Here is an 11,276-nt window from a genome sequence, read left to right as displayed (position 1 = left end):
AGGCGATAAAAAACGCTGACTGGCGCACACCCAGGCGCTTCGTTCGTCGCTTGCCCGCCGGGGCGTTGAACGCTCGTACCCATACTGGCAGGGTGGTTGCCCCCGCTTCGTTACCGGACCCTGTCGATGAGCTTCGATCCCTCCCTGCTGGCCAAGGCCCGCCACCTCGTGGTGTTCACCGGCGCCGGCATTTCCGCCGAGAGCGGCATCCCCACCTTCCGTGACCGCCTGACCGGGCTCTGGGAGCGCTACGAGGCGAGCGAGCTGGCCAGCGCCGAGGGCTTCCGCCGTGACCCGGCCCTGGTCTGGGGCTGGTACGAGTGGCGCCGCACCCTGGTGCACCGCGCCCAACCCAATGCCGGGCACCTGGCCATCGCCCGCCTGGCGACCCTGGTGCCCAAGCTGACCCTGATCACCCAGAACGTCGACGACCTCCACGAGCGCGCCGGCAGCCGCGAGGCGCTGCACCTGCATGGCCGCCTCGATGCGCTGCGCTGCTTCGCCTGCACGCGGCCGGCGCTGGAGATACCCGAGCCCGACGAGCCGAACGAGGGGCGCCGGGTGGAGCCGCCGCGCTGCACCCGTTGCAACGGCAAGCTGCGCCCGGGCGTGGTGTGGTTCGGCGAGCAGTTGCCGGGGGACGTGTTGCGTGCGGCCTTCACGGCGGCCGAGGAATGCGACCTGCTGCTGTCCATCGGCACCTCTGGCGTGGTCGAGCCGGCGGCGCGCATCCCCCGCCTGGCGCTGAACGCGGGGGCTACGGTGTTGCACCTCAACACCCAGCCGGTGGCGGTGCAGGGCGAGCGCGAGTTCGCCCTGGCGGGCCCGGCCGGCGAGTTGCTGCCGGCGCTGTTGCGCCAGGCCTTCGGCGCTGACGCCTAGGCATCATCTCAACGGGGTGGCCAGCGGCTCATGCACTGCGCTGTTCGGCCTGTTCGAGCAGCGCCAGCAGGTCGTCGACCGTGGCTTCCAGGTAGAGGCCGGCCTTGTAGTCGCGCAGCACCTCGTCACCGGCGCCGATCACCGCTTGCGGGCGCTCGACGAACAGCCCCACCGGCGCGAACGCGGCGTCGAGCACCACCACCAGTGGGATGGACACCCTGTCGAGGTTCAGGCGCGCCTTGAGGTCGTCCTCGGCACGGCCCTTGGTGATCACCGCCAGGTCGATCAGCGGCTGGGTGCGGCAGATGAAGTCGAGCACCGAGACGTTGATCTGGCAGTCCGGGCACCACATCTCGCCCACCACCAGCAGGTGGTAGCGGCGCTCGATGCATTGCAGCCGGGTGAGCGCCGCCGGGGCGATGCAGCCGGGCGTCGCGAGCTTCTGCACCACTGCATTGGCGGCATCCCGCTCGGTGGGCAGGCCGCTGCGGAGGAAGTCGGCGAAGCCCTGGCCGATGTCGAACAGCTGCTGGTAAGACGCCATGGAAGGCCTCCTGGGAAAGATGGGAAGAGGCGGGCATCCCAGCAGAAAAGTGGCGCTCGCATCAAGTGTTGCTGCCGCTTTTGCCAGGTAGACGGGGCACCTTTGATCCAGCTTGCGGGGCTGGGTATCGCTCTGTTGGGACTCGCTGCGCTCGGCGCCAACCTGCGGCACTGAGCGCAACCCAAACCACTGTGCCGACCGGTGTGTAGGGTGGACGACGCTCTTTTCGTCCACCGGGGAGGACGCCGGGAGGCACGATGTTCCGTAGGTTGGGTTGAGGCACGAAGCCCAACGTAGCGGGGGCCGGGCATCGTTGCGTTGGGCCTCGCTGCGCTCGGCGCCAACCTACGGCACCTTGCACAACCCATCGTCGGGAATCACAGGATTATCTGGCCGCGTTCCGCATGAGCCTGCAAAATCCGCTCTCTTTCCACGGATTTCCCCTGGGCCCGCACCATGAACGACAGCCTTCTGAAACCGGCCGTGCTCGGCGTCGCGCTGCGGCGTTGGCGCCTGCTGCATCGGGTCAAGCAGGCCCATGCGGCGCAGCTGTTCGGCGTGGCGCAATCGACCATCTCGCGCTGGGAAAGCGGCGTGCAGGAAATGGAGCCCGCCGAACGGGCGCGGGTGGAGCAGATGCTGGCCGCCCGGCTGGAGGCCGCAGCCGACCAGGCCCTGGCGCGGCTGGTGAGCGACAGCCCGCGCGCCGTGCACCTGGTCTGCGACCTCAGCCACCGCCTGCTGGCCTGTTCCGCCACCCGCGCCGCCGAGTTCTCCGTGCCCCTGGCCGAGCTGATGGGGCGCTCGCTGTGGCGCTACGCAACGCCGGAGATCGCGCGCAAGGAAGCGGCCCTGGATGCCCTGGGCTGGCGCGACCTGCTGATGCCGCCGGCGCTGGAGTTCGGCAGCGGCGCCAATGACTCCGTCATCGTGCCCATCCGCCAGGGCCTGTGCCGCTGGACGCGCATGACCCTCTCCGACGGTACCGCCGCGCGCCTGGTGGAAACCCTCTGAGCCCCAGCCGCCCACGCATAATCCATGCGTGGACGTGGGATCGCCCCCGCGCCTAGGCTGTGCGTTTGCAAGGGCGCCCCCTGCGCCCCGACGGCCATATTCGCGGGTGAGAGATGAACATCGACAGGATCAAGGGACGGCTCGACTTCCTCCGCGAGGCGGAGCGCCTCAAGGACGTACTGCGCAGCGCCCACACCTCCAGCGGGCGCGCGGAAAGCACCGCCGAACACAGCTGGCGCCTGTGCCTGATGGCCATCACTTTCGCCGATGAGCTGGTCGGGCTCGACCTGCTGCGGGTGCTGAAGATGTGCGTGGTCCATGACCTGGGCGAAGCTATCAACGGCGACATCCCCGCCATCGAGCAGGGCGGCCATCCCGACAAGGGCGCCCAGGAGCGCGAAGACCTGCTGACCCTGACCCGCACCCTCGATGCCGGGCTGCGCGACGAGATTCTCGCGCTGTGGGATGACTACGAGAACGCCGCCTCCCCCGAGGCGCTGGCGGTCAAGGCGCTGGACAAGCTGGAGACCCTGCTGCAGCACAACCAGGGCGCCAACCCGGCGGACTTCGACTACGCCTTCAACCTCGGCTACGGGCGCCGCTACACCAGCGGCGAGCCGCTGTTCGCGGCCATTCGCGAGCAGCTGGACGCAGGCACGCGGCAGCGCATGGAAGCCCAGGCGGGCGAGTAGGGCGCTCCCTGGCGCCCCGCTCGAACCCCATCACATCTGCGCCCGGCATGACACGAAAACCCTGACGCTAGAGCGGCTGCCTATGGGACCATGGCGGCGTGCCGGTCGACCTCTCGGACGACGTGCGCGTTGCAGGAGCAACGCCGAGGCACGCCCTCGATCCCCGTCTGGTTCGTACAAGGCCGTATGAAAATCAAACCGTCGCTTATCGCGCTGCTGGGCGCGCTGTCACTCACCCAGCCCCTGTCCTGTCTTGCGGGTATCGCCAACGGCAAGACGCTCTACCAGCAGCGATGCGCCGTGTGCCACGGGGCGGACATCAAGGGCACCGGGCCCCTGGCCCATAAGAGCGACCCACCCACCCCCGACCTGACCACAGCTGCGTTCAAGCAGCGGCTCGCGGACTACCCGGGCGTCATCGTCTCGTCGGTGATTCTCCGCCCCAACGGCAACCTGATTCCCCGCACCCTGCAGGAGAACGGCGTGAAGATCCCGCCCCATGCCTGGAGCGTTCAGGACTTCCGCGACCTCAACCAGTACATGAGCGGCGTGATCCTCAAGGCGCGCTGAAGAGCGGCGCAGAGGCGAGCGGGGCGGCTGCCCACCTTCAATGAGCCGCGTGGCGCTGGCGACGGCAGCGCTCGGAGCAATAGCGCACCTCGTCCCAGCAATGCGCCCAGCGGCGGCGCCAGGCGAAGGGTCGGCCGCACACCGCGCAGGTCTTTTGCGGCAGGTGGGCCTTCTTCACAGCGCCTCGCCGGCATCCAGCCGCGCCAGCAGCCGTTCGCCGCGCTCCCAGAGCGCATCGACGCGGGCCTGGTCCATGCGCTGCAGGTTGCGATAGGGCATGGCCAGGCGCGGGTTGCGGCCCAGGCGCTCGCTGTGGCGCATCAGGAAGTGCCAGTAGAGCGCGTTGAACGGGCAGGCGTCCTCCTCGGTGGCGCGGTCCACGCGGTAGCGGCACGACGCGCAATGGTCGGACATGCGCTGGATGTAGCGGCCGCTGGCGCAATAGGGCTTGGAGCCGAGGTAGCCACCGTCGGCGTGCATCACCATGCCCAGGGTGTTGGGCAGCTCCACCCACTCGAAGGCGTCCAGGTAGACCGCCAGGTACCACTCGCAGATGGCCGCGGGGGCGATGCCGGCGAGCAGGGCGAAGTTGCCGGTCACCATCAGCCGCTGGATGTGGTGCGCATAGCCCAGCTCCAGGGTCTGGCCGATGGCCTGGGCCATGCAGCGCATCTCGGTGCGGCCGGTCCAGTAGAACGCCGGCAGCGGCCGGCTGTTGCCGAAGACGTTGAGCGTGGCGTAGTCCGGCATGCGCAGCCAGTAGATGCCGCGCACGTACTCGCGCCAGCCGATCAACTGGCGGATGAAGCCTTCCGCCGCGTTGAGCGGCACCTGGCCCTGGCGGTGGGCATTCTCCACGTCGGCGCAGAGCTGGCGCAGGTCCAGCAGGCCGATGTTCAGGGCGGCGCTGATACGCGCGTGGAAGAGGTAGGGCTCGCCTTCGGCCATGGCGTCCTGGTAGTCGCCGAAGGCGGGCAGGGCGAACGCCAGGAAGTGCTGCCAGAGCGCCTGGGCCTCGGCGTGGGTCACCGGGTAGTCGAAGCCCTCCAGGCGCCCGTAATGGTGGGCGAAGCGCTCGCCCACCAGGGCCACCACCTCGCGGGTGATGGCGTCCTGGCCGAAGCGCGCGGGAAAGGGGCCGCGCACGCCCTTGGGCAGCGCCTTGCGATTGTCGGCGTCGAAGTTCCAGCTGCCCCCCAGCGGCTGGCCGTCCGGCTCCAGCAGCAGGCCGCTGCGCTTGCGCATCTCGCGGTAGAACAGCTCCATGCGCAGTTGCTTGCGCTCACCCGCCCAGCGCGCGAACGCCTCGCGGGAGCAGAGGAAGCGGCTGTCGGCGTGCCAGTTCAGCGGCAACCCGGTGGCGCGCAGCGCCTCTTCCACGCGCCATTCGCCGCACTCGGTCAGGTGCAGCTCCGGCTCGCCCAGGGCGGCGTGCCAGCGGCGCAGCTCGCCCGCCAGGCTGCCGCTGTTGTCGGGCGCGTCGAGCCGGGTGTAGATCACCCGCCAGCCACGCTGCTCCAGTGCCGCCGCGAAGTGGCGCATGGCGCTGAAGACCAGCACGATCTTGTGCGGGTGGTGCGGCACGTAGCTCGCCTCCTCCTGGACTTCGGCCATCAGCACCGCGTCGCGGGCCGGGTCGAGGGCCGCGAACAGTGAAAGGTCGAAGCTGAGCTGGTCGCCCAGCACCAGGCCGAGCCGGCGAACGTGGCCGTTCACCATTGCGAGTCCAGCGACAGGGGCAGGCGCAGCGGTTCCAGCGGGCCCTCGCGGGCGCCGCACATCTCGTCATGGACGCAATGTTGCACCAGCTCGCAAGGCAGCCGTGGCAAACCCTGCAGCAGGTCGCGGAGCTGAGTCGTCGAGCGCAGGCGCAAGACCTTGCCCTGTTCGTCCAGCACCCCTTCGAGGCCCGAAGCGAGGCGCGCCTGGAGGATGTAGAAGCCGCCCTCCAGGGACACCACGTCGAGCCCTTCGATACGGCCCGCCAGTGCGGCTTCGCCAAGTTGTTGGAGATTCATCGCCCAGTCCTCCGGCTCACGCCCGGTCAGTCAGTGTTGCAATGCGGAGTCGCGGCGGAAGAACAGGGTCACCTGGCCCAGTTCGACGCCGAGCTTGCTCATGCTCGAGCGGTTGATCAGGGTGTCCTCGTCCATCAGGTACATCCAGTCGTCGAAATCCACTTCCCAGGTCGAGCCTTCCACCTCCAGGTTCAGCGTGTAGCGCCAGCGCAGGGCGTTGCCCGCCACCTCGCCATCCGCTTCACCGATCACGTCCGCCGCGCGGCCGCGCCAGCGTCCATCACCCAGCGGTTGCAGGGTCCACACCCGCTGCTGGCGGGTCCCGTCGCTGTAGAGGAAGCGTTCGTCGAGAATCAGCCGCTCGCCCTCGCGGCGGCTGGTGATGTCCACCTTGAAGCGCTTGACCACCTCGCCCGAGCGGTTCTGGAAGATGCCCCAGGCCTGCACCGGCCTGGAGAAGAACCCCGGCAGGTCCAGCTGCGGGCGCTCCTTGGCGTAATGATCGACCTCCACACCACCGCACCCGGCGAGCAGCAGGCAGCACAGCAACCCTATTACGGCACGCATCATCGGCCTCCTCATTGGTTTGTTTCATTGAGCCCGAGCAGCTCGCGGCGCAGCTCGGGATTACGGGTACGGGCATCCAGCCAGATGGCGAAGAACGCGTGGGCGAAATCGGTATCGGCCACCGCGTGGCGGAACTGGCCGTCGACGTAGAAGCGGCTTCCCCGGCCCGGCAGGTAGAGGCCGGTGATGCGCTGGCCCGGCTGCACATCGACGAAGGCCTGGCGCATCTCGCCGTCCCAGGCCGCCAGGCGCGCCTCGTCCAGCGAGGAACCGCCCAGGCGGCGCATCTCGTCCAGGCTGGCCTGCACCAGGGTGTCTCGCGACAGCTCGCGGCTGTAGATGAGCTCCAGGGCGAAGGGCTGCTCCCAGTCGATGGGCGCCGCCGGGCTCCATAGGCGGGCCTGGTACACCCGCAGGCCGAACCAGGTGAAATCGCCCTGGCCGACCAGCTCGGCCTTGGGAAGCTCGCCCCGCCAGTCGGCCCAGCACGGCGCGGCTATCAGAAGCAGGCATAGCAGGACGGCACGGCGTAGCGCCGAAGCGGGGGATATCGCCAGGCCCATGGTGGTCTCTCCCGGTCTGTGGGTGGGTGATAAAATTATACAAATATTAGCGTTGTATAAGTATTTGTATAGATTTATCGAGCGGCGACGCTGCAACAGCCCGCACGGAGTAGGCCCGTGTGTGGGGGACATCGCTCTACATGTCCACCAGGCGGTGCCAATCGTGAGCCCGATGGTGGATGAAAAGAGCGCCATCCACCCGACGAAGAGCCGCCTGTAGGTCGGGTGCAACCCGACAGCTGTGGGGCAGGGGACTCGCGGGTTTCACCCGCCCTACGGAGTGCCGCACGAGCCAGCACGGATCGGGTCCGTGTGTAGGCAGGACATCGCTCTTCATGTCCACCAGATGGTGTCGGACGGGACTTCGATGGTGGATGAAAGAGCGCCATCCACCCGACGAAGAGCCGCCTGTAGGTCGGGTGCAACCCGACAGCTGTGGGGCAGGGGACTCGCGGGTTTCACCCGCCCTACGGAGTGCCGCACGAGCCAGCACGGAGCGGGTCCGTGTGTAGGGTGGACATCGCTCTTCATGTCCACAGTGCGGTGCTGGACGGGACTCCGATGGTGGATGAAAAAAGCGCCATCCACCCTACGAAGAGCGGCAACGGTTCGAAGTGATCACCGGATCACGCTTAGTACAGCTGTACGAGTTGACCCTCGCGGGCGCACGTCGCTAGATTCCCGCTCCCTCTTCGCCGCGGGGCCCGTCGCCCCGCAGCGGTCACAGTGGCAAGGACCGGCCCTTCATGCACAAGATCACTCCCTTTCTTCTCACCAGCGCCCTGGCGCTGATCTGCCTGCCCAGCCACGCAGAGGACATCGAACCCTTCAGCTGCCGAAATGGCTATTTCCCCTCCGAGGGCAAGTTCAGCCAGCTGTACAAGGTCGTGAACAAGCACCAGACGCACTTCTTCAAGGACGACGAGCGCTGCCCCGAATCCGAGGGCTGCCAGCAGAAGGCGTACCTCATCGAGGGCGATGAGGTGCTGGTCAACAAGATCGAAGGCGGTTGGGCCTGTGCCTGGTACCAGGGCAAGAAGCGCGAAACCGTGGGCTGGATCGAGTTGGTGAACCTCGCTCCAGCCGCTGACCCCTTGCCGGAAACCAGCGATTGGCTGGGCACCTGGAAGGCCTGGGCCAGCACCCTCACCATCGAGCAGCAAGAGCAGGGGCCGGGCCTGCACGTGACCGGCGATTCGACCTGGGGCAGCGGCGCCAGTACCCACGTCGGGCAGATCGACGGCACCTTCAAGCCCAAAGGCCGCTACGCCATGACCAAGGACGGCGACGGCAAGTACGACTGCGCTGTCGAGTACACCCGTATCGGCCGCTTCCTGATCGTCGATGACAACAACAATTGCGGCGGCATGAATGTGAGCTTCGATGGGGTTTACGTCCGGGCGCAGTGAGCCGAGGGTTGCGGCTCAGCGGAGGCGATGATTGATCGTCTCCGGTTTGAGCAGTTCTTCTGCCCCCTGCGGCCCATAGAACCTCACGTCCTGAATTCCAAACCGGCTGGTGTTAACCACCGTAACGCCTGCATACATACCCACTACAAAGGTGTCGCCTCGCTTGACCAGGCTATTGGGCGCAAAGCGCGACCAGGGCGCTTTGTAGGCGATGATCTCCATCGACGCCTGCTCAGGGGATGGGTTTACGGCAATAAGGCTGTCGAAGGTCAGGATGTAGGCGACGCCTTTTTCAAAAAGGATCTTCTCCGGGGCGGAGGGAAGCAGGGTGACCCTGGTTAACTTCGGTTCGCTTGCGATATCCGTCAGCTCGTACATGGCGCCAACGTTGATCCCCATGTGGCTGAGCCCGGTAAACACGAAGATCGAGCCGTCGACTTTCTGGATGCTGACGACATTTTCCTTCAGCAAGGTTCTGGTCGTTCCATCCTGCGAGGTGACGGTCAGCTCACCTCCCCATTCACCATGGTCCGTGCCCATGATCTTCACGCCATCGACCTGCAACTCGGTCAGGGGCCGCTCCAGGCTCTGCTCATCGTGACTGATGAGGAGCCCGCCACCGTCGGCAGTAACCTGATAAGAGCCAAGGTCCAGTACTTTCTCGGTGATGCCGCTTTTCGGTATGGCCTGGGCTACCAGGCCGTTCTTTTGAAGTTCGCTTTCGAGGGTGCCTGCGACCGCCGTCATCGAGATCAAGGCTGAGAGTGCAGCGATTGCAATGCGTTGCATGGGAGATATCCGTTCTCTTTAGACCAAGGAGTGTGTGCAGTAGCGCTCGATCACTTCACACAGCTGATCGACCTCGCCCAATGGCACGAATCGGCTTAGCGACCAGCCGTTTTCACCGCGCTTCTGGCTGAAAACGCGATAGCCGACCACGGCGCCACCAAATCGATAGCGGGAGACGAGCAGCGTGTCTTCGCTATAGATGAAGTCGGGCCTGTGGGAGATGTGGAGGTATTGGAAGGGGTTACTCGGGTCGAAGTGAATCGATTCGAACAGGCCCTTTGCATCCAGCCGTTCGAAGGCTTTCTTGAGGTCATCCTCGAAGCAGGCGTGCCCCTTGCCAGCCCGCTCGCGGATAGTCGTGACGGGTACGGTGTTCACGGGCCAGCCGCTGAGTTCCGGCACCAGGTGATCCCAGCCCTTGGCCAGTGCAATCTCGCGGGGCGTCTCGCCATGGGCATTGGCCCGGAAGACATTCGCCATGCCCTGGAGCCCTTCGAGAATCTCGATGCGACGGGTAGCGCCCCAGCTGCCGGGCTTCTCGGCGAACGGTGCCTTGATCAAGGCGGTGATCAGGGTCTCTCCGTCCCGGGTGAACCCTTCCACCACGTCGTACGGAATGCTGTCCCAGTCGATGGAATAAACATTGCCGACCTGGATCAGCGTGGCCAGGGCATCGGTGCTTTGCGTGCTGAGCAGTTCGTTGTTCACCCGCTTGAATGCTTTCAAGGGTAAATACACCGCCTCGATGCTTTCCGCTTCCGACGTGAAGAGAAAGGTGCCGGGAAGCTTTTTCTTGCAGTGCTTGTGCAGCGCATCGAGAAAGCTCTGATCGATGTAGGTGCCGCCCTCGTGGGTGAACGTCAGCGAGTGGGTTTCCTGCTGCTGGGTGAAGGTCAGGGTGAGCTTGCCGGTGCGGCCGGCTTTGATCTGCACGTCCTCCGGCGCCAGATCGCCATTGCTGATGGCTGCCAGGCGAGCGAGTAGCACTTCGTAGTCTTGCGGCTCATCGATCACGTCGGGGTCCAGCGAGGCAACGTTCGCCGGAATCAGCTCGCGGAATATCTCCACGATAGTGGCCTTGTCCTTTGCGCTGTTGGGCACCCGGCCGGAGAAGGCCTTGGTTTTTCGCAGGATGTCGGTAAGCAGAGCGAGGGTGTTCATGAGATGTCCTTATCTCGGCAACCGAGCGGGTCAGGTGAACGTGAACGCGTGGGATACCGGGTAGAGCGCGTCGGCAGGCGAGCGCGCATGGCGACATCCATTTCCATGCAGCTGGCCGATAGTGCCACTGCCAATGCAGGTTGGAAATCGAGGCGGCACGGATCTGTGAAAGGGTGCTGGGATACGCCGAGGGTGACCGTAGGTGAGCCGTGCGGCTCCCCTCTGCGAACCCTTCGACAGGAACTCATTCCGGGGATTGACCTGGCGCGCGCGCCGTCGATGATGGCGCCCTGAGTACGCCCAACCGCAGGCAGGGAAGCCGCCTCGTCGGGCGTCGAGGATGATCCACACAAGGAGGTTGGCACATGCACGGCATGGCATTGATCGGGATGTTGCTGGTGGGCACGCTGCCCGCGCTGCTCCCTGGATGGCGAGCATTCCTGGCGGCCCTGGCCGGGGTGGCGGTGCTCTACTGGGCGCAGGTCGCCTGGTTCTTCTGGGCCGTGGAGCGGGAGGCGTCCGAAGGGCCCACCTTCATGGCAGGCATCGCCATCCTGGGCGTCGAGCAGGTGCTCGTCGTTGCCTCGGTCATCGGGCGGTTCATCGTCCACGCCCTGGCCCGCAGCCTGGGCCGGCGCGCGCGGGCCGGCCTGCTCTGGGGGCTTGCCGTGCTGGCAGCCAGCATCTGCGCCTTCTCGCTCAGCGGTTACGCGTCGACCCTGCTCATGGGGGCGGCGGTGCCGTTCGCCTGGTTGTGGCTGGCCTTGCTGCTGGCGCCTCGTCCGGCCCGGCCCCTGTCATACGCCTCGACATAACGGCCCTTGTCACCGGTCGCATCGAGCTGGAGCAGATCGTCGAAAGAGCTTCGAAGAGCTGGTGCACAACGAGGAGCGCAACGTGAAATCATCGTCTTTCCGCGTGCGGCCTGACCCCGGCGCCAGGCCAGGTTTTTTATGGGGGAGGGAAGGGCGGGGTGGGGGCGTTTGAAGGGTGAGTATCGGCCGATTCTGTTGAAAAAGTCGTATCAACGGCAGCCAGCCGTTCAGGTGTGCCTGCTGTAGAAGTGG

At 66.1% G+C, this 11,276-nt stretch carries 14 protein-coding genes; 6 read left to right on the top strand and 8 right to left on the bottom strand.

The window, feature by feature from the left end:
- Positions 1 to 126 precede the first annotated feature (126 nt).
- Entirely contained in the window at positions 127 to 882 is a 756-nt protein-coding gene (locus tag ACXI0U_RS11600; RefSeq protein ID WP_479550277.1) for an SIR2 family NAD-dependent protein deacylase, read from the top strand.
- Between the two features lie 28 nt (positions 883 to 910).
- Here ACXI0U_RS11600 and ACXI0U_RS11595 read toward each other — a convergent pair whose 3' ends face one another.
- Positions 911 to 1,426, bottom strand: a complete 516-nt coding sequence (locus ACXI0U_RS11595) for a thioredoxin family protein (RefSeq protein WP_479550276.1) — start codon at positions 1,424 to 1,426, stop codon at positions 911 to 913.
- Positions 1,427 to 1,882: 456 nt separating this feature from the next.
- Here ACXI0U_RS11595 and ACXI0U_RS11590 point away from each other — a divergent pair, with 456 nt between their 5' ends.
- The 3 genes from ACXI0U_RS11590 to ACXI0U_RS11580 all read left to right on the top strand — a co-directional run bounded on the left by ACXI0U_RS11590 (position 1,883) and on the right by ACXI0U_RS11580 (position 3,702).
- Positions 1,883 to 2,440 carry a transcriptional regulator gene (locus tag ACXI0U_RS11590; protein WP_479550275.1) on the top strand — a complete coding sequence of 186 codons (558 nt, stop codon included), beginning with the start codon at positions 1,883 to 1,885 and terminating at the stop codon, positions 2,438 to 2,440.
- A 113-nt stretch (positions 2,441 to 2,553) separates the two neighbouring features.
- A complete protein-coding gene (locus ACXI0U_RS11585) occupies positions 2,554 to 3,132 on the top strand; it encodes an HD domain-containing protein (RefSeq protein ID WP_043247001.1) in 579 nt (192 codons plus the stop codon).
- A 186-nt stretch (positions 3,133 to 3,318) separates the two neighbouring features.
- Positions 3,319 to 3,702 carry a c-type cytochrome gene (locus tag ACXI0U_RS11580; RefSeq protein WP_271660846.1) on the top strand — a complete coding sequence of 128 codons (384 nt, stop codon included), beginning with the start codon at positions 3,319 to 3,321 and terminating at the stop codon, positions 3,700 to 3,702.
- Positions 3,703 to 3,739: 37 nt separating this feature from the next.
- On the opposite strand, the gene ACXI0U_RS11575 is transcribed toward ACXI0U_RS11580, so the two are convergent.
- Genes ACXI0U_RS11575 through ACXI0U_RS11555 form a run of 5 tightly spaced genes read right to left on the bottom strand, consistent with a single transcriptional unit; the run spans position 3,740 to position 6,850 of the window.
- Positions 3,740 to 3,880, bottom strand: a complete 141-nt coding sequence (locus ACXI0U_RS11575; RefSeq protein ID WP_081711661.1) for a DUF2256 domain-containing protein — start codon at positions 3,878 to 3,880, stop codon at positions 3,740 to 3,742.
- Positions 3,877 to 5,421 carry a cryptochrome/photolyase family protein gene (locus tag ACXI0U_RS11570; RefSeq protein ID WP_479550274.1) on the bottom strand — a complete coding sequence of 515 codons (1,545 nt, stop codon included), beginning with the start codon at positions 5,419 to 5,421 and terminating at the stop codon, positions 3,877 to 3,879. Before ACXI0U_RS11570 ends, ACXI0U_RS11575 begins: the two co-directional genes overlap by 4 nt.
- On the bottom strand, positions 5,415 to 5,720 hold the full coding sequence (locus tag ACXI0U_RS11565; RefSeq protein ID WP_021220926.1) for a DUF6482 family protein: 306 nt from the start codon (positions 5,718 to 5,720) through the stop codon (positions 5,415 to 5,417). The genes ACXI0U_RS11570 and ACXI0U_RS11565 overlap by 7 nt, the downstream gene beginning before the upstream one ends.
- Before the next feature lie 30 nt (positions 5,721 to 5,750).
- Positions 5,751 to 6,287, bottom strand: a complete 537-nt coding sequence (locus ACXI0U_RS11560) for a DUF3833 domain-containing protein (RefSeq protein WP_431484701.1) — start codon at positions 6,285 to 6,287, stop codon at positions 5,751 to 5,753.
- A gap of 11 nt (positions 6,288 to 6,298) precedes the next feature.
- Positions 6,299 to 6,850 carry a chalcone isomerase family protein gene (locus ACXI0U_RS11555; RefSeq protein ID WP_271660849.1) on the bottom strand — a complete coding sequence of 184 codons (552 nt, stop codon included), beginning with the start codon at positions 6,848 to 6,850 and terminating at the stop codon, positions 6,299 to 6,301.
- Between the two features lie 746 nt (positions 6,851 to 7,596).
- Here ACXI0U_RS11555 and ACXI0U_RS11550 point away from each other — a divergent pair.
- Complete coding sequence (locus ACXI0U_RS11550) at positions 7,597 to 8,259, top strand: hypothetical protein (RefSeq protein ID WP_431484700.1); 663 nt, start codon at positions 7,597 to 7,599, stop codon at positions 8,257 to 8,259.
- 15 nt (positions 8,260 to 8,274) lie between these two features.
- Here the strand turns inward: ACXI0U_RS11550 and ACXI0U_RS11545 are convergent, their stop codons facing one another.
- Both ACXI0U_RS11545 and ACXI0U_RS11540 read right to left on the bottom strand, forming a co-directional pair.
- Positions 8,275 to 9,048: a hypothetical protein gene (locus ACXI0U_RS11545; RefSeq protein WP_111261590.1), complete on the bottom strand. Its 774-nt coding sequence runs from the start codon at positions 9,046 to 9,048 to the stop codon at positions 8,275 to 8,277.
- 18 nt (positions 9,049 to 9,066) lie between these two features.
- Entirely contained in the window at positions 9,067 to 10,209 is a 1,143-nt protein-coding gene (locus ACXI0U_RS11540) for a hypothetical protein (RefSeq protein ID WP_431484699.1), read from the bottom strand.
- A gap of 365 nt (positions 10,210 to 10,574) precedes the next feature.
- Between ACXI0U_RS11540 and ACXI0U_RS11535 the strand changes: the two genes are divergently transcribed.
- Positions 10,575 to 11,024, top strand: coding sequence for a hypothetical protein (locus ACXI0U_RS11535; protein ID WP_431484698.1), 450 nt, complete (start codon positions 10,575 to 10,577; stop codon positions 11,022 to 11,024).
- The last annotated feature ends 252 nt before the right edge of the window (positions 11,025 to 11,276 follow it).

Source organism: Pseudomonas sp. C9D1 (assembly GCF_056491235.1).
Note: the sequence above shows the minus strand (reverse complement) of the source record. Positions and strands in the feature narration are given on the sequence as shown.